Annotated in this window: 17 protein-coding genes; 9 read left to right on the top strand and 8 right to left on the bottom strand. The window is 62.0% G+C overall.

All coding sequences use genetic code 11. The features are described from left to right. The first annotated feature begins 86 nt into the window (after positions 1–86). Positions 87–539 (top strand): MarR family winged helix-turn-helix transcriptional regulator, encoded by a 453-nt coding sequence (locus MJ601_RS20265; RefSeq protein ID WP_242130109.1) that lies wholly within the window; start codon positions 87–89, stop codon positions 537–539. 368 nt (positions 540–907) lie between these two features. Here MJ601_RS20265 and MJ601_RS20260 read toward each other — a convergent pair whose 3' ends face one another. Continuing rightward, positions 908–3505 carry a PAS domain S-box protein gene (locus tag MJ601_RS20260; RefSeq protein ID WP_242130107.1) on the bottom strand — a complete coding sequence of 866 codons (2598 nt, stop codon included), beginning with the start codon at positions 3503–3505 and terminating at the stop codon, positions 908–910. A 164-nt stretch (positions 3506–3669) separates the two neighbouring features. On the opposite strand from MJ601_RS20260, the gene MJ601_RS20255 reads away from it, so the two are divergent. Beyond that, complete coding sequence (locus MJ601_RS20255) at positions 3670–5388, top strand: histidine kinase famiy protein (RefSeq protein ID WP_242130105.1); 1719 nt, start codon at positions 3670–3672, stop codon at positions 5386–5388. Positions 5389–5592: 204 nt separating this feature from the next. Here MJ601_RS20255 and MJ601_RS20250 read toward each other — a convergent pair whose 3' ends face one another. After that, positions 5593–5958 (bottom strand): DUF3142 domain-containing protein, encoded by a 366-nt coding sequence (locus tag MJ601_RS20250; protein ID WP_242130097.1) that lies wholly within the window; start codon positions 5956–5958, stop codon positions 5593–5595. A gap of 99 nt (positions 5959–6057) precedes the next feature. After that, on the bottom strand, positions 6058–6996 hold the full coding sequence (locus MJ601_RS20245; protein WP_242130095.1) for a LysR family transcriptional regulator: 939 nt from the start codon (positions 6994–6996) through the stop codon (positions 6058–6060). Between the two features lie 86 nt (positions 6997–7082). Here MJ601_RS20245 and MJ601_RS20240 point away from each other — a divergent pair, with 86 nt between their 5' ends. Together MJ601_RS20240 and MJ601_RS20235 are read left to right on the top strand one after the other, a co-directional pair. After that, positions 7083–7580 carry a hypothetical protein gene (locus tag MJ601_RS20240; RefSeq protein WP_242130093.1) on the top strand — a complete coding sequence of 166 codons (498 nt, stop codon included), beginning with the start codon at positions 7083–7085 and terminating at the stop codon, positions 7578–7580. After that, positions 7577–7843, top strand: a complete 267-nt coding sequence (locus MJ601_RS20235) for a hypothetical protein (RefSeq protein ID WP_242130091.1) — start codon at positions 7577–7579, stop codon at positions 7841–7843. The genes MJ601_RS20240 and MJ601_RS20235 overlap by 4 nt, the downstream gene beginning before the upstream one ends. 27 nt (positions 7844–7870) lie before the next feature. On the opposite strand, the gene MJ601_RS20230 is transcribed toward MJ601_RS20235, so the two are convergent. Further along, positions 7871–8476 (bottom strand): TetR/AcrR family transcriptional regulator, encoded by a 606-nt coding sequence (locus MJ601_RS20230; protein ID WP_242130089.1) that lies wholly within the window; start codon positions 8474–8476, stop codon positions 7871–7873. A gap of 107 nt (positions 8477–8583) precedes the next feature. On the opposite strand from MJ601_RS20230, the gene MJ601_RS20225 reads away from it, so the two are divergent. After that, positions 8584–9342, top strand: coding sequence for an SDR family NAD(P)-dependent oxidoreductase (locus tag MJ601_RS20225; protein ID WP_242130087.1), 759 nt, complete (start codon positions 8584–8586; stop codon positions 9340–9342). Positions 9343–9438: 96 nt separating this feature from the next. Here MJ601_RS20225 and MJ601_RS20220 read toward each other — a convergent pair whose 3' ends face one another. Together MJ601_RS20220 and MJ601_RS20215 are read right to left on the bottom strand one after the other, a co-directional pair. Then, entirely contained in the window at positions 9439–10128 is a 690-nt protein-coding gene (locus tag MJ601_RS20220) for a phytanoyl-CoA dioxygenase family protein (RefSeq protein ID WP_242130077.1), read from the bottom strand. A 122-nt stretch (positions 10129–10250) separates the two neighbouring features. Next, positions 10251–10652 (bottom strand): hypothetical protein, encoded by a 402-nt coding sequence (locus MJ601_RS20215; protein WP_242130068.1) that lies wholly within the window; start codon positions 10650–10652, stop codon positions 10251–10253. Between MJ601_RS20215 and MJ601_RS20210 the strand changes: the two genes are divergently transcribed. Beyond that, positions 10651–10998 carry a hypothetical protein gene (locus MJ601_RS20210; protein WP_242130065.1) on the top strand — a complete coding sequence of 116 codons (348 nt, stop codon included), beginning with the start codon at positions 10651–10653 and terminating at the stop codon, positions 10996–10998. The two genes, MJ601_RS20215 and MJ601_RS20210, sit on opposite strands and share 2 nt — an antisense overlap. On the opposite strand, the gene MJ601_RS20205 is transcribed toward MJ601_RS20210, so the two are convergent. Beyond that, the gene (locus MJ601_RS20205) at positions 10941–11492 is read right to left on the bottom strand and encodes a hypothetical protein (protein ID WP_192669902.1); all 552 of its coding nucleotides are present in this window, start codon (positions 11490–11492) and stop codon (positions 10941–10943) included. The two genes, MJ601_RS20210 and MJ601_RS20205, sit on opposite strands and share 58 nt — an antisense overlap. A gap of 316 nt (positions 11493–11808) precedes the next feature. Beyond that, the gene (locus tag MJ601_RS20200) at positions 11809–12423 is read right to left on the bottom strand and encodes a TetR/AcrR family transcriptional regulator C-terminal domain-containing protein (RefSeq protein WP_242130063.1); all 615 of its coding nucleotides are present in this window, start codon (positions 12421–12423) and stop codon (positions 11809–11811) included. A 205-nt stretch (positions 12424–12628) separates the two neighbouring features. Here MJ601_RS20200 and MJ601_RS20195 point away from each other — a divergent pair, with 205 nt between their 5' ends. From MJ601_RS20195 to MJ601_RS20185, 3 genes are all read left to right on the top strand, one after another. Beyond that, positions 12629–13969, top strand: coding sequence for an efflux transporter outer membrane subunit (locus tag MJ601_RS20195; RefSeq protein WP_242130061.1), 1341 nt, complete (start codon positions 12629–12631; stop codon positions 13967–13969). Between the two features lie 14 nt (positions 13970–13983). Then, positions 13984–15129 carry an HlyD family secretion protein gene (locus MJ601_RS20190; protein WP_242130059.1) on the top strand — a complete coding sequence of 382 codons (1146 nt, stop codon included), beginning with the start codon at positions 13984–13986 and terminating at the stop codon, positions 15127–15129. Positions 15130–15160: 31 nt separating this feature from the next. Continuing rightward, positions 15161–16363: DHA2 family efflux MFS transporter permease subunit (locus MJ601_RS20185; protein WP_242130057.1), on the top strand; the 1203-nt coding region annotated here is incomplete at its 3' end.

Below are 16363 nucleotides of genomic sequence, written 5' to 3'. Positions count from 1 at the left end.
GGTGCCCCGGAAGGGGCGCCGTTTAAATCCTTCCGATTCAATCGTATGCGCGTTAGATTGGCAGCATTACGGTCTGGAGCAATATAATGGCGCGCGAAAATCCACAGAGTTCCCCGAAACTGGGCGACTTCCTCTGCTTTGCCGTCTATTCAGCGAACCTGGCCTTTGGGCGCGCATACCGTCCTATCCTTGATAAGCTGGGCCTCACATACACCCAATATGTCACGCTGGTGGCGCTGGGAGAGGAAGATAATCAGAGGGTAAGTGATCTGGGAGCGAAGCTTTTCCTTGAATCCAACACGCTGACACCGATCCTCAAGAAGCTGGAGCAGCTTGGTTTGGTTGTCCGCGCGCGCGATCCGGCCGATGAACGGCAGGTTCGCGTCAATGTGACGCACGCAGGTCGTAAGCTGCATCAACAGGTCGAACGTAGCGCATCCGATTTGATAGAGGCGACGGGTCTTGGAGATGATTTCGCCAACGTTCGCGAGACTGTCTCCAAGCTGCGCGACAATCTTCTAAGCTCGACCAAATCTTAAGCTGATCAACTTGAGTGGATCCCGGCGCGTTTTTCGCGCCCCAGCTTCGGCTACCAAAAATCCGCTTGGTTTTTCTGATGGCATCGCTGCCAGCATAATGCGTACCCGGTATCACAGCGTTATGAAAATCTCCGTTCGGACGGATTTGGGATCTGCAGTTTCTTCGCCAATGGGCATTCCAGGCCCAGTCGAGTAAAATTTCCCATCACTGGTCAGCAATCGGAATTGGCGCGTGGCAACCGCTTCTGCCGTCGATCCTTCTTTGCCGCTCAGGGGCCAATTTTCAGTCCCGGGGTCCGGATGGCCAGCTATCTCATACTACGCCCGTCCAGACGACATTTGACAGATGCGGCCAGATATCGTGCCGATCAAGCGCTGGGGTACCGATGTTCGATCATGTCGGTGATCTTGTTCGCGAGTTCGGTCATCACAAATGGTTTGGTGATAACCTCCATGCCGGTCTCAAGATGACCATTGCCGACCGCAGCATTCTCCGCGAACCCGGTTACGAAGAGCACCTTTAGGTCCGGGCGACCGACGCGGGCCGCGTCGGCAATCTGTCGGCCGTTCATGCCTCCGGGTAACCCGACGTCGGTGATGAGCAGATCGACCCTGACATCGGACTGAAGGATTTTTAACCCTGAAGGGCCATCTTCCGCTTCGAGTGCGACATATCCAGCCTCTTCGAGCACTTCTACTATGAGCATGCGAACGGTCGGTTCGTCGTCGATCACGAGCACGGTTTCCCCGGCGCCCGTTTCCGGGATCGGTGATTCCATCGCCGCGGTGTCGTCTGTGACGTCGCCGGAGTAGCGGGGCAGATAAAGGCACATCGTCGTTCCCTGCCCTGACTCACTGTAGACGCGAACCTGGCCGCCGGACTGCCGCAAGAAACCGAGGATCATGGAAAGACCCAGACCTGTGCCCTGGCCGATCGGCTTGGTCGTGAAGAATGGATCGAAGATTCGGTCGGCAATGTCCTTCGGTATGCCTGTCCCCGTGTCGGTGACGCACACGGAGATATACTGTCCCGGCGGCAGGTCGCGTTCTCGTCCAGCGCGATCGTCCAGCCACTTGTTCGCAGTCTCAATCGTCAGTTTGCCGCCGTCGGGCATGGCATCGCGAGCGTTGATAGCGAGATTGAGGAGCGTGCTTTCAAGCTGGACGGTATCGATCCTGGTTGGCCAGAGGCCTGCGGCGCCGACAACCTCGACCTTGATGGCTGGGCCGACGGTCCGGGCGATGAGGTCTTCCATGCCGAAGACCAATCGGTTCACATCGGTCGGTTTTGGATCGAGGGTCTGGCGACGAGAGAAGGCGAGGAGCCGCTGGGTCAGCGCCGCGGCGCGCCGGGCGGAGGTCTGCGCACCGTTGATGAAGCGGTCGATGCCCTCCGTTCGGCCGTCGGAAAGGCGCCTTTCGATGATTTCCAGGCTGCCGATGATGCCTGCCAACAGGTTATTGAAGTCGTGGGCGATCCCGCCGGTGAGTTGTCCTATCGCCTCCATCTTTTGCGACTGGCGCAGCGCCTCTTCTGCTTCCGCGCGTTTGCGGATCTCGACCTCGACCTGCTCTTCCAGCCGCTCGTTAAGATGGTGCAACCTGTCCTCGATCGCCTTCCGTTCCGTAATGTCGATCACCGTCCCGACAAACCGCGTTCCCTGATCGGCATCGAAGAGCGCGCGTCCGTTCGCGGAAATCCACCGCTGCCGTCCATCCTCGATGCCGATGGTGCGATATTCTATGGCGTAGCGACCCAAGCCCCCGGGATCGATCGCTCGTCGGACGGCCTCGTCCGCGCGCTCACGGTCGTCCGGATGAATGCCTGCGATGAAGGAGCCCTCGTAGGTGACTGCCGCCTCCGGGGATAAACCGAAGAGTTGCTTGCACCGAAAGTCCCACCGAAGTTCGTTTGACGCCGGGTCGTAGTCCCAAGTGCCGATTTCAGCCGCTTCCGTGGCCAGTCGCAAGCGCGTTTCGCTGTCGGCGAGTTCGCTCTCTGCCTTTCGCCGTTGCGTGAGTTCGCGTTCGAGTGCCTGAAACAGCCGGGCATTATCGATTGCGACGGCTGCCTCGGCCGCCAAACCTTCCAGGCCACGCTCAGAACGATCGTCAAAGACGCCAATATCGGCATGGCCGAAGAACAGGCCCCCGATCACTTCTCCGGTACGCGAAATGACGGGCACAGCCAGATAGCTGCGAACAGGCAGATGTCCCTCGGGCATGCCTTTGCGTGGCGCATTCCGCCCGTAACGCGGGTCCTTGGTGATATCGTCAGAGCGAATAATCCCTTCGCCCGAGAAGGTCGGCGCGAACACCGAGGTGTTGCGCGGCATCGGAAATTTGGAGAAGGCCTCGGCTGGTGCACCGGACAGGGTGTAGAGCATGTAGCTCTCCCCCGCCTCATTTTCTACATTGTAGAAGAAGGCGCCGAATTCGGCACCGGTCAGCTCAACACCCGCATCAGTGACGATCTGGACGAGTTCCTGAAGATCGGTCTTGGCCGCCAGGGCGGAACCGGCCCGATTTAGTATCTCGAGCGCGCGGCGTTCTTCGGAGATCGCCTCCTGCGCTTCTCTGCTTCTGGTCCGATCATGCAAAATCTTCGTGAATCCGACCACGCTACCAGCCTGATCGTGGATCGGCGACATTTCGCCTACCGCCCATATCTGAGATCCGTCGCGGCAAATGCGCCAGCCTTCCGTTCCGCCGCCACGACCGACGGTCAGCGCATCGCGCATCTCTTGTCGGAGCGCCGCCGCGCCTTCTCCGGGAGGGAACAGGCGCTCCAGCGTCTCGCCCAGAACGTCAGAGGCGGTCCAGCCCAGCATCCGGGAAGCGCCTTCGTTCCAACTCGTCACCCGGCCTTCAAGATCGGTGGTTATGATCGCCGTGCCCACCGCGCCATCCACGATCTGGCGCCATTCGTCAGCGCTGATCGCGCGCGACGGCTCCGGCTTTTTCATCGATCCCCCCGGGAAAATTGTACTGGTGCTGACGCAAACGCAAAACGCTTCAACCGGTTGCAAAGGTGATGCTCAGGCCAGGCTGATAATCTCGAGTGAAGACGCATGGCAACCAGATCGCTGGTGAAGATTTATTGCGATGTTGAAACTGATTTGAGGTAGCCGTGACTGACAAGGATGGCGCAAAAGCGCCCGCCAATCCCAACGAAGCGACCGGCCAGCCAGCCGGCGATCTGGAAGACACCAGTTCCTACAGTCCGACAGGCAACGGACCGACGCGTCACTGGAAGCGATCGACCGTGGCCGAGCCTGGGCTCGACCAACGCGGTACGGTGTTCTTTGCTGCCTTGCAAATGACGCGAATGCCGATGATCCTTACCGATCCGCGCCAGGACGACAATCCAATCGTCTTTGCCAACAAAGCGTTTCTTGATCTGACAGGCTATGAGGAAAGCGAAGTCCTCGGCCGCAATTGCCGTTTCCTGCAGGGGGCCGACACCGGCAGGGAGACCGTCCGTGCCCTTCGCGAAGCCGTTGGAGCGCAGGAAGCGATTTCGACCGAAATCCTGAACTATCGTCGCGACGGCAGCCCTTTCTGGAACGCGGTGTTCGTGGCGCCAATCTATGATGACGACGGCACGCTCATCTATTTCTTCGCCAGCCAGCTTGACGTCACGCGTCGACGCTCCTCTGAACAGGCTTTTCGTCAGGCGCAAAAAATGGAAGCGATCGGACAACTGACTGCCGGCCTGGCGCATGATTTCAACAACCTTCTGCAGGTGGTGACCGGCAATCTCGACATCGTGCTCGGAGACGATCTGAACGATGCTCAGCGACGGATGCTGGGCAATGCTGCTCGGGCTGCCGAGCGCGGCGCGAGATTAACCCGCCAGTTGCTTGCCTTCGCGCGCAAGACCCGGCTCGAACCGCGTCGGATCAATATGAACGACTTGATCCACGAATTTGGCGATTTGATCGACAACACCGTGGGCGCGCAGATCAGGCTGGTCACCGCGCTGGAGCGTCGGCTCCCGGCGGTGCAGATCGACCCTACGCATCTTGAGATGGCGGTGCTCAACATCCTGCTCAACGCCCGCGATGCGATGCCGGACGGTGGCACCGTGACGATCGCGACCGAGCTTTGGAAGCTGAACGGCAACGCGGCGGCGCATGGCCTTCCCGAAGGGGATTATGTCGTGTTGAGCATCCGCGACGAAGGATATGGCATGAACGCCGAGGTTCGCCAACGCGCTACCGAGCCGTTCTTTAGCACCAAAGGCAAGGAGCGCGGCACCGGCCTTGGCCTCGCAATGGTCCACGGCTTTGTGCAGCAGTCGCTCGGCCGTCTGGAAATCGACTCTGAGCCGGGGCAGGGAACGACGATGCGGCTGCTCTTTCCTGTCGCGCCGCCCGAAGAGGCCGGGGCCGGCGCCGTACGGCCTATGTCAACGCCGGCGATATCGAGCGACGCCGGAGGACAGACGATCCTGCTGGTCGAAGATAGTGACGATGTCCGCGCACTAGCCAGCGCGCAACTGGCTTCGATCGGATACAAGGTCATTCCTGTCGCAAGCGGCGAGGAAGCCCTCCTGAAGCTTGAGAACATCAAGGTGGATCTGCTGTTCACCGATATGGTCATGCCAGGGGGTATGAGCGGCCTGGAACTGGTCGAAAAATTCAACGAATTATGTCCGGAAACGCCAGTCCTTATGACCACGGGCTATAATGAGGATCTGGTCGCCGATATCCCGCGCGGTACGCGGCTTGATGTGATCGGTAAGCCATATCGTCGCGAGGAACTGGCCGATCGCGTAAGGACGGCTCTGTCACGTCGCACTCTCGTCAGGCGGGAGGAAAGTCCGTTTGGCGCCAAGGAGGGGTGACTGCCACCGAACCGTAAGCTGGTTTATCGTGCTAAGCGGTCGAGCCGAACAACACCGCCGCAGACATGCTGGCTGCCCGCCGTCATCGACCCATTCCGGTAATTCAGACGTTCACTTCGCACTCCCAGTGGCAGACTGGCAGCTGAGCATTTTCAAGCCCCAAAAAGCGGATGCGAAAACCGACCGACACATCCACCTGAGCGTTTACCAGCCTTCAATGCAATCATTCATGGGTGGTCCCTCGCACGCTTCAACAGGAACACGACATAGCCCCGGAATTGAGGGTGTCGCTCCAGCATGGCTGGTGCCCGCCATTCGCCCCCCTCCACCAAGGCAACACGAAAAGGGATGGGGAAAGCGATCCATGCGACGGAAATAGGCGCCATAACCGGGGATCGTCGTCCGGCCCTGATAGGTTTGGACCACGACCTCATCGATGATTCCCGCGAGTTTCACGAGCGCGTGCGGATCGCCATGCGCGCTCCAGTCCATCAGACCAGTGACGGAGAGGCGCCAATGGTTCGGCAGGCGCGCCCGCAGATCTTTCAGAAACCGGGCATATTCGCGCATGTTCGGGATAGCCCCAAAACGGGACGCAATGAACCTGAAGGCGGCCATAGCCTAGCTTGCGCCGACGCTGTCGTCGATCGGCGTCTGCTCTGGCTGCGGTCATGGCATATCATCGAGGTAACGCCACTCCCTGGCTGCCTCGCGCAGGTTGTCCAGCAGGCGCCGAATGCGACCGGGCGTGTGCCGCCTTAGGCGAACGGCATACATGGCCGTTTCGGCGACACGCCAATCGCGAAGCAATTCGACGACGCGGCCTTCGCGCAGTTCGATCAGTCCCACCCAAGCGGGCACCCAGGCGAGGCCCAGCCCGTTGCGCATCATCGACCAGATCGCGCTCATATCCTCCACGACGATGCGCGGTCGCGGCAGGTGGCGGATGATCGCGCCGTCGGCGGGATCGGTGAATTGCCACGCGAGCAGCCGTCCGGACCCTGGATCGCGAAACCCGATCTGGCGATGCATGTCCAGATCCGCGGGGGACCGTGGTGCTCCTACCAGCTCGACGTAGCGCGGAGTCGCGCACAAAACCCACGGGAAGCTCCCGAGCGGGGTGGTGACGAGGCCGGGCTGGCCGTCGAGCGTCCCGAAGCGGATAGCGATGTCGATGCCCTCGGCAGCGAGATCGAGCGTGCCGTCGTCGTTCTTGAGCTCCAGTTCGATGTCCGGATTGGCGAGCAGCGTCGGCATCTGCCGTGCGAGCCTTGCGCGGATCAGCGGCGCCGGCGCGCTCAGCCGGATGCGGCCGCCCGCGCCGCTCGCGGAAGCATGGTCCAGCGTCGCCTCCAGCCGCTCAGCCTCGCGTAGCAGGTCGCGCGTTCCTTCCAGCAGCCGCTCCCCCTCGGGCGTCAACGAGATCGCATGGGTGGTGCGGTGGAGCAGGCGGACGCCGTGCAGCTGTTCGAACCGCGAGACCGCCTTGGACAGCGCCGACGTGGTCATGCCGGCGCGCCGGGCCGCCTCCGCGAAGGATCCGGCATCCACCACGCGTGCGAAGTGCAGCAGGTTGATGAGGCGCTGGAAGTTGGATGGTGTGGACACGGTGGCAACTCAATCCTGTTGGCATACGCTCTACCGAATAGTCGAGCGGTCCGCGATATCCATGCCGAGCAACGAGGAGAATGATCGTGACTTGCAATCTGGAACTGACCGAGGCCGCCCTGGACGATGCCACGCGGGCGATCGGCGACGGCCCGGTCGTCATGGTGAACCTGCTCAAGTTCCGGGACACGCCCGATTACCCTGCCGGCTTCGCCGACGCGAAGCCGGATTCACGCAGCGGCTATTACGAAGGTTACGTCGGCGGCTTTCGGCAAGCATGCGCGGACATCGGCATCACTCCCGATCCGGTGCTCGTCTACGCGGGATCGCTGGTTTCCGGCATCCTGGCGGGGCCTGACGACGATTGGGATGAGATCGTCGTGGTACGCTATTCCGGTTTCGAGGATCTCCGGCGGATCCTGGCGAACGATTTGCCGACTGGCGCTTCTTCGCCACGCGCGCAATCTGACCACGCCGCTACGCACAAGCGCGGCTCTGCGTCAACGACCAGCAGTGGCCTGCGGTTCGCTCCGCACGTCTCCATCAGTTCAACTCCATGCGGAGCCTTGCTGGAGCGAATATGATGGTTCGCCGGAGATTTTGCACCTCGCTCGGGGTCCTTGCCGCCGGTTCCGCCGCGAACGAGCAGTCGAATCCGTCCCTCGCTAATCCTGTCGATATCGGGAGCAAGAACGTGCCGGTTTTCTTCATTCATGGGGTGCCGGAAACGCATCATCTGTGGACACCCCTCTTCCGTTCGGATGTGCGCGCTTATGTGGCGGTGCGGATGATGATCGTCGCGGTGGGCGGTCTCATCCCGCTCACGATCGGCCGCGCGTTCTGGTGACGCGGAGCTTTCAGGCAGAACTGACCGTCACCGACGCAAGCGAAGACCATCGAGGAGGCGAGCTACCATCCGGCTCGCGTGATCCGGTTTCCCATCATAGGTGGACATGCACAATGCCGAAACCGCGGCCAGTATTTCTGCGCCGTCCAGTTCAGGACGTGCTTCACCAGCGGCTGCGGCCGCTTCGTACAGCGCCTGCGCGGCTGGCCGTAGTTTCATGTCGAATTTCTCGGCCATCCCGACATACACCGGATCATCGGAGCGCACGGCGGCGGCCAAGCCCCGTTTTGTGCCGATGAGCTTCACATATTCCTGTACCCAGAGGGAGAAGGCTTCGAAGGGCGGCTTCTCCGCGGCCAGCGTAGCCGCGGCGTCCGCACAGGCGTCGAGATCCTCGCGGAATACCGCCCCTATGAGATCGGCACGCCGAGGAAAGCGGCGGTAGAGCGTGCCCATTCCTACTCCGGCGCAGTCCGCGATCTCTCTCGTCGTCGCATCGACACCTTTTGCTGCAAAGAGCTGCCGCGCCGCTGCGATCAAGGCGTGCGCGCTTCTTTGGGCGTCGACTCGAAGGCGTCCACCGCCACCCTCGGTCACTTTCGCGGCGTCCTTTGGTGATTCCGCTTTCGGCATCATTCTCCCTTGCTAAGAGGAGCAACGCTCCGTATCTAAAAACGGAGCGGCGCTCCGCTGGTCTCGTACCAAGCTGCCGCACCGATTACAATCTATGGAGAAAAATCATGCAGGATAAGCCAGTCGCGCTGATCACCGGCGCTAACCAAGGTATCGGATTCGAGATTGCGAAGGGGCTGGTTGCCGCAGGTCTCACGGTCCTTGTCGGGTCACGCAGTCTCGAGCGGGGCACGCAAGCGGTGGAGACACTCGGAGAGAGGGCAGTCGCTCTCCAGCTGGATGTGACCGATCAGGCGTCAATCACAACCGCTGCGGATCGTATTCGAGAGGAGTTCGGCCGTCTCGACATACTGGTGCAGAATGCCGCCATCGCCGCCGCGGCCAGCCGATCATTCGATAGCGGCGAGGAGCTTGCAGCCGCAAACCGTCCGAGCGTCGTGTCGCTCGACGACATGCGCGAGGTTTGGGACACAAATGTCTTCGGCGTTCTCGCCGTCTATCAGGCCATGGTGCCAATCCTGAAGGACACGCCGAATTCTCGCATCGTCAACGTATCGAGCGGCATGGGTTCACTCACGCTCGCTTCGGACCCGAATCTCCCGGTGAGGCAGCTCTTCGATGCCTCCTATTCGGCCTCGAAGACCGCACTCAACGCGCTCACGGTGGCGATGGCCATCGAGTTGGAGAGCTTCGGTATCAAGGTGAACGCGGTTTCCCCCGGTCATACCAAGACCAGGCTCACCGGCTTTTCTGGCGCGGATACGCCCGAGCAAGGCGCTGCCGAGGCTATCCGGGTGGCGCTTCTTGGCCCCGAAGGGCCGACGGGAATGTTCACGCATGCGACGATGGGCAACCTCCCTTGGTGAGGCAAACACTCGCGTGATGCGCAATCGACAGCACGGGAAGCGAGAAAGGTACCGAACCATTGGCGGGTTAGCACGATCGCCATCGCCGATCGAGTGTCATGTAACCCCTAGCCAGGCGAGGCCTTCCGGCAGCTCTTGAGTGCTGAAATCAATCTGCAGCACACGCCGCCGCCTTGGCCTGGCGGCAGGCTCAGAGGCATGGAGGATCGGCGTGGAATAGGCCCAGATATCGCCAGCCAAAGCGGTGCAGGCGATCGTGCCACAGCGATGGGCGGCTCTCTCGACTTGATCCGCCGGTACACGTCCGAATTTATGGGAACCGGGAGCGATCAGCAATGGCGCATTCGTGGAAGGCACGTCGTCGAGATGAACGCGCAGCGTGACCATCTCCGCCAAGAGATCGAATGGCGGTGCCACGTGATGCAGGCCAGCCTTGATCGACCATGGGCCATACCCCTCCACATCCGCCTGGTGCCGGACGCAAATCGTCCGATCTTGATGCCATGCGAGGGACCAATTCGTGCCCTCCGTCTTGTCGAACAGGATAGCACGGACCGCCTTGCCCATGCCGCCTAAAGCCTGCCGTGCCACAAGCCCAATCGGCCCATGTGGCGCAACGTAGGTTTCCAGAGCCGAAAATCCACTGATCCGCGCACCTGCCTGTTCTACCGGGAGTGAAGCTAAGATGGCCTTCAAGTCATTCAGGTGGGGGAGAGCCGCGCCCCTGAACAACACCGCACCATGTTCCTTGAGGGTGAGATGATCGAGATCGGTATCCATCAGCATGGCCATGGCTAGGCCGGTCGAGACTGTTTTTGCAATGGCGGAAGCTCCGATTTCGCGAATGAATCAGCGGCTGCTTTCGACGAACCCACAGGATGCTCGGAAAGTCCGATATGTCGGCGCCCTTACCCCAGTTCGGCCAGCGCCTTTACCCGCGCATGAACAATCTCGACTCTGCCGTCAGGGCCTCTGATATTTCCGTAGAGAAAACTCTCGAAGTCCGAATGCTGTAACAGCGCCTGAAACTGCTCTGACAGGTAGCCGCGCACCTCGCCTTCTGTTGCCTGCACTTCGTTCAGGAGCGCCGGTCGTCCATCTACGACATTGATGATGTCTTCCAAGTCGTGGCTTCCGAGGGGATCGTTCTGGCCTCTCCCACCGTAAGCTTCGAGTTTGGTGGCCAAAAATAGGGGCGGTGTTAGATGCTTTATCACTCGCCCACTCGGCAGGACGTACTTGATCGCGGTGTAGATGCCTTCTTTGTACCAGCGGTTGCTGAACCCCAGAATGTCGGGATCGTCGGGCATGAAATCGACCTTGGTTGCCGAGCCGCATTCGGCAGATGACCTCGTCCTCTCCCGATACCGTAAAGCCCTTCTTGTTCAACGTTTCTTGGAGCTGCATCCACTGCGCCATGCCGGTCAGGCCGACGATCAGGTCTACATCGTCAGTGGCCCGCACCTCCTGCAAGGTGATTTCGTCGGTGATGAGCACGGCGGTCGAGCACCCGCCTACAAACACCATCTGCTGGCACAGATCATCGCCCAATGCTTCGGCGACAGTCTCCAGCATTGCGAGAAGTTCACCTTGAAGGCTCATGCGCGCGCCATCCGTTCTTCGAACCTGTCTTGGGCCAGATTTGCTTCGCGCTGATTGCCCAGCCTGATCGCATCGACCAGCGCCAGCAATTCGTAAAGTCGCTCATCTTTGAGAGCTGCTTCGGGGACGGATTTGAACAATGGCGTTATTGATGACCCTCGCTGACTTCCTTCGGCGTGGGGCCACACATAGATATCCGCGCCAGAGCTAACGAGTTGCCCTTCGAGCATGGGCGCAGCAAAGCCGGTGGCGACGCCACGCTGTGGTGCACCAGGTTTGGCGGGGAACACATATTTCAGCCCGTGCTGAACAAATTCGGTGAGTTTGCGGCGGTTCACTTTCGGACGATCGTTGGATTTAATGGCCAATGTGGCAGCGATGCTGCGCCGGAGTGATGCGCTTATCTCCGTTTTGCTGATGCCCAATGCGCCTTCTAGACTTCGCAATGCAAATGGGTCGGAGCTTACCGGTTCATCAAGGCAGCCCTGCCTGATCTGGTCTTCTAAACTCACCAGCTTGAGCAATATGACGATGTCTTGGCTTTTCATGATGAACCCGCATGTCCGCTGTCCTAGGACCAAGGACAAATATGCTCTGCGCCATTATGTTGTCAATCGAAGTTCCGGCCTTCGGTAATTTCTCCAGGCAGTGGGCACCTGTCTCGCATATTTCTGCATCGATAACATAGGATGCCGACGTGGATCTGCATTGAGCATGCCGGGCGATTTGGATTGCCCATGTTGCGTGTGAATGTAAGGCCGCTTTAAGAGATGCCGTTTGTTACCTCGAACGGCGGCTATGTTGGCGGTTAGCGTCGAACAGGGCCTCGATGTCGTTCGTTTGGGTCTCGGTTGAGACTATTGGTTAGCCTGCGGCTGGCGCGGGCTCGTAGATGCGCAGGAACGCATCGGCCGCGTCAGCAACGACACGCCGGATTTCCGAAGGGTCCGGAGAAGTCGAGGCACCGAGCAGGCGCTTCTCAAAGAGCTCGCCCTCGTGCAGTCCTTTCCAGTGCATCGCCGCCACCCATGGGTCGGCACGGCGCAAACGGCCTTCCTCCATCAGCGCTCCGATCCGGTCAGCGAACCACTGCCAGGCGGGGCGAAGGGCGTTCGCGTAGAAGTCCGCGCCAAGACCAGTCGATTCGGGCTGAGTAGCCACGATACGGATACTGGTGATTGGCAATGGCCCAAGCCGGTCCATCAGGTAACGCTCGCCCAGGCGAATGAGGCCCGTGCGTATCGCTTCGTTGGCCGGAAACTCGTGCATCAACCGCTCGGTTTCCTCCGCGACCGAATCGGCCAGTACTGCGCGCAGCAGTTCCTCCTTCGATTCGAAGTAGCCGTACAGCGTTGCCTTCGAGCCGCCCACGCGCTCCGAGATCGCGCTCATTGACGTCCGCTCGTAGCCCTGCTCGACAAACAACGAGGCTGCCGCAGCCACGATTTCCCGCCGTTTCTGTTCGCTTCGCGTGCGCACAACCATTTCCTCGTCGGACTGATTTCCTATACCGTACGATACAGTTCATTTTTCCTTTGACAAGGGCGCATTAAACACTAAACCGAACCGTACAGTTTAACCTTCATAGGGAGCAACCCCGATGTCTTCCCCCCGCCCTGCGCGGCCGCGCCGCGCAGCACTCCTTCTTGCGCTCATGACAAGCGCCTGTGTCGGCACGCCGCACATGGCACCGCCGACGGTCTCCCGCGTGAGCGACCTCCAGTCCGAAGCGCGTTCGCTCGCCGGGACAACGGCGCAATGGCCGGGTGACGGCTGGTGGAAGCGCTACGGCGATCTCCAGCTCGACCGGCTGATCGGCGAAGCGCTGGCCACGTCGCCCGATCTGGCCGCCTCCGCCGCGCGTATCCGCGTGGCCGACGGCTTCGCCCGCCAGGCCGGCGCCGCGCTGTTCCCGTCGGTCACCGCGAACGGGGCTGCGAACGAAATGCTGCTCAGCAAGAACAACGGCGTTCCCGCCCAGATCGTCCCGGGCGGCTGGAACGACACCGGCAGCGTTAGCCTCGGGGCGACGCTGGATCTCGACCTGTGGGGCAAGAACCGCGCGACGCTGCGCGCGGCGAAGCTCGACGCGGTTGCGGTCCGCTATGAAGCCGAGCAGGCCAAGCTGGCGCTCACCACCGGGATCGCCGCCGCCTACGCCGAGCTCGCCGCGCTCCACGCGCAGCACGACAGCCTCGAGACTGCGCTTACCATCCGGTCGCAGATGCTCCGCCTGGTTGAGCAGCGCGTCACCCGGGGCCTCGAAACCGACAGCACGCTTGCCCAGGCCCGGGCTCGGCTGGAGATCGCGCAGGCCAACCTCGCCGCCACCGACGAGGCGATCGGTCTCGCCCGGAACGCGGTTGCGGCGCTGGTCGGCCGCGGTCCCGATCGCGCGCTGACGATCGAACGGCCCGACTTGCGCGCGCTCGATGTCCAGGCCTTGCCCGCCAACGCGTCGATCGACCTGCTCGGCCGCCGGCCCGACGTCTCCGCGGCGAAAGTCCGCGCCGAAGCCGCGCAGCAGATGGTGAACGCGGCCAAGGCCGATTTCTATCCCAATGTCAGCCTGACCGGGCTGGCGGGCTTCCAGGCCTTTGGCCTCGACAACCTGTTCAAGAGCAATTCCCCGTTTGGAGCCGCCGGCCCCGCGGTATCCCTCCCGCTCTTCCGCGGGGGCGCGCTCCAGGGCCAGTACCGCGCCCGACGCGGTCAGTACGACGAAGCGATCGCAGCCTACGATCACGCCGTCGTCGAGGCGCTGCACCAGACCGCCGACGCGATGACGAGCCGGACCCTCCTCGTCACGCGCCTGCAGAAGTCCCGCAGCGCGCTGACCGACTTTGAAGCGGCCAGCCGGCTTGCCCGGCTGCGCTACTCGCAAGGCTTGTCGACCTATCTCGATGTGCTCTCGGCCGAGGAAGGCGTCCTCGAATCCAGGCTCACCGTCGCCAGGCTGCAAACCCGTGCCTTCGCCCTCGATGTCGCGCTCGTCCGCGCGCTCGGCGGCGGATTCCAATCGTGAAAGGAACCCAGGACATGACCATGCTCGACCATGATTTCGAAGACGCGCAGGTCGAATTCCCGACCGCGCCGCGTAAGTCCACCCGTCAGCGCCTGTTCGCGGCGCTGGCCTGCGGCGTCGCGCTCGCCGGCACCGGCGCATACGGCTATAACGCGCTGGTCGCCTCGAAGCACGCGGTGACCGATAATGCTTATGTCGGCGCCGACGTCGCGCAAGTGACGCCGCTCGTCGGCGGACCGGTGGCCGAAGTCCGCGTTCAGGACGCGCAGTCGGTGCATAAGGGCGATGTCCTCGTAAGGCTCGACGATACCGACACGCGGATTGCGGTCGCGCGGGCCCAGGCCGAACTCGCCTCAACGATCCGCAAGGTTCGCGGCTTGGTTGCGACCGACTCTGGCCTCGGCGCGCAGATCAGCGCGCGTACCGCTGACGAAAACCGCGCGGCAGCGCAGGTCGCCTCGGCACAGTCGGAACTCGAAAAGGCACGGATCGACCTCGCCCGACGTCAGGCGCTCGCACAGAGCGGCGCGGTTTCTGGCGAGGAACTGACGGCGATGCGCAACGCCTACAACACCGCGCTCGCCAATGTCCGCGCCGCCGAGGCAGCACGCGTACAGGCCGCAGCCTCTCGCGCCGCTGCAGTCGGAACGAAGCAGGCCAATCACGTGCTGATCGACGGCACCCCGGTTGAAGCCAATCCCGAAGTGATGGCCGCGCGCGCGGCCCTGGCCCAGGCGCAGCTCGACCTCGCGCGCACCGTGATCCGCGCCCCGGTCGACGGGGTCGTCTCGCGGCGCCAGGTCCAGATCGGCCAGCGCGTCCAGGCCGGTGCGCCGATGATGGTCGTGGTGCCGGTCCAAACGGCATACGTCGACGCCAACTTCAAGGAAGTCCAGCTCGCCAACGTGCGCCCCGGACAGCCCGCGACGCTGACCTCGGACCTTTACGGCGACAGGGTGGTGTTCCACGGCACGGTCGTCGGCTTCTCGGGCGGCACAGGCGCGGCGTTTGCGGTCGTTCCCGCACAGAACGCCACCGGCAACTGGATCAAGGTGGTGCAACGGCTGCCCGTGCGCATCCAGCTCGACGCGCGAGAACTCGCCCGTCACCCGTTGCGCGTCGGTCTGTCGATGACGGCTGACGTCAAGGTCTCGGGCTGACCACCGACCCGACTGGAAGGAACCCTAACCGATGTCTGCCACAACGCCCGCTCTGGGCGGCGAGGCCGCGCGCCCGCTATCCGGAGCTCCCCTGTTCGTCGCCGCGATCCTGATCGGTCTCGGCAACTTCCTGGTGGTGCTCGACACGACCATCGCCAACGTCTCGGTGCCGACAATCGCTGGCAATCTCGGCGTCTCTTCGACCCAGGGTACCTGGGTGATCACGTCGTACGCGGTCGCCGAGGCAATCACCGTTCCGCTGACCGGATGGCTGGCGAAGAAGTTCGGGGCGCAGCGCACTTTCATTTGCTGCTACCTGGGCTTTGCCGCGATCTCGCTGCTGTGTGGTTTGTCGGGCTCGCTCGGCATGCTGCTGGGCATGCGTGTGCTGCTGGGCCTGGTCGGCGGGCCGATCATGCCGCTCTCGCAGATGCTGCTGCTTCGGGCCTTCCCGAAGGAGAAGGCCACGCTGGCGACCGTGATCTGGGCAATGACCACGCTGGTCGGTCCGGTTGCCGGCCCGATCCTTGGCGGGATCATCTGCGACAACTACGGCTGGGCATGGATCTTCTTTATCAAGGTCCCGGTCGCGCTGGCGGGTGGCCTGACCTTGGTCACGTTGATGCGCGGGCAACCCGACCCCCGGTCGTCTGCGTTCATCGACAAGGTCGGCTTGGCGCTGCTGGTCGTCTGGGTCGGTGCGCTGCAGATCATGCTCGACGAAGGCCGCGACCACGACTGGTTTGCGTCCGAGGAAATCCGCACGCTGGGCATCGTCGCTGCCATCGGGTTCCTGGCGTTCCTGATCTGGGAGCTCACCGAGAAGAACCCGATCGTTGACTTGAAGATATTCCGCCACCGCGGGTTCGTCGGTGCAGCGACGACCTATGCGGTCGGGTTCGGAGGGTTCTTCGCCTCGATCGTGATCCTGCCGCTCTGGCTCCAGTCGAACATGGGCTACACCGCGACCTGGGCCGGCTATGCCACCGGCATCATGGGCATCCTCGCGGTCGCCTCGGCGCCGCTGGTCGGTAAGGCGGTCGAGAAGGTCGATCCGCGGTTCATCGTCTGCATGGGCGTGCTGGGTCTTGGCGGTGTGATGATCTGGCGGATGTGGACGTTCAGCCCAGAGGTCACCTTTCTCCAGATGGCGTGGCCGACGCTGATCACCGGCGTGTTCATGGTCATGTTCTTTGTACCGGTGACGGGCCTTGCGATGGCCAGCGTTGAGCCC

This window comes from Sphingobium trunci (assembly GCF_022664535.1).
In the GTDB taxonomy this organism is placed as follows: domain Bacteria; phylum Pseudomonadota; class Alphaproteobacteria; order Sphingomonadales; family Sphingomonadaceae; genus Sphingobium.
This window is presented reverse-complemented; position numbering and strand designations above follow the sequence as displayed.

Coding starts and splice junctions, on each gene's coding strand:
- MJ601_RS20230 (WP_242130089.1), bottom strand. CDS start 8,476: ATGCCGAAAGCGGAATCACCAAAGGACGCCGCGAAAGTGACCGAGGGT.
- MJ601_RS20235 (WP_242130091.1), top strand. CDS start 7,577: ATGATGGTTCGCCGGAGATTTTGCACCTCGCTCGGGGTCCTTGCCGCC.
- MJ601_RS20210 (WP_242130065.1), top strand. CDS start 10,651: ATGAAATCGACCTTGGTTGCCGAGCCGCATTCGGCAGATGACCTCGTC.
- MJ601_RS20190 (WP_242130059.1), top strand. CDS start 13,984: ATGACCATGCTCGACCATGATTTCGAAGACGCGCAGGTCGAATTCCCG.
- MJ601_RS20265 (WP_242130109.1), top strand. CDS start 87: ATGGCGCGCGAAAATCCACAGAGTTCCCCGAAACTGGGCGACTTCCTC.
- MJ601_RS20220 (WP_242130077.1), bottom strand. CDS start 10,128: ATGCTGATGGATACCGATCTCGATCATCTCACCCTCAAGGAACATGGT.
- MJ601_RS20250 (WP_242130097.1), bottom strand. CDS start 5,958: ATGCGCGAATATGCCCGGTTTCTGAAAGATCTGCGGGCGCGCCTGCCG.
- MJ601_RS20260 (WP_242130107.1), bottom strand. CDS start 3,505: ATGAAAAAGCCGGAGCCGTCGCGCGCGATCAGCGCTGACGAATGGCGC.
- MJ601_RS20195 (WP_242130061.1), top strand. CDS start 12,629: ATGGCACCGCCGACGGTCTCCCGCGTGAGCGACCTCCAGTCCGAAGCG.
- MJ601_RS20205 (WP_192669902.1), bottom strand. CDS start 11,492: ATGAAAAGCCAAGACATCGTCATATTGCTCAAGCTGGTGAGTTTAGAA.
- MJ601_RS20225 (WP_242130087.1), top strand. CDS start 8,584: ATGCAGGATAAGCCAGTCGCGCTGATCACCGGCGCTAACCAAGGTATC.
- MJ601_RS20215 (WP_242130068.1), bottom strand. CDS start 10,652: ATGCCCGACGATCCCGACATTCTGGGGTTCAGCAACCGCTGGTACAAA.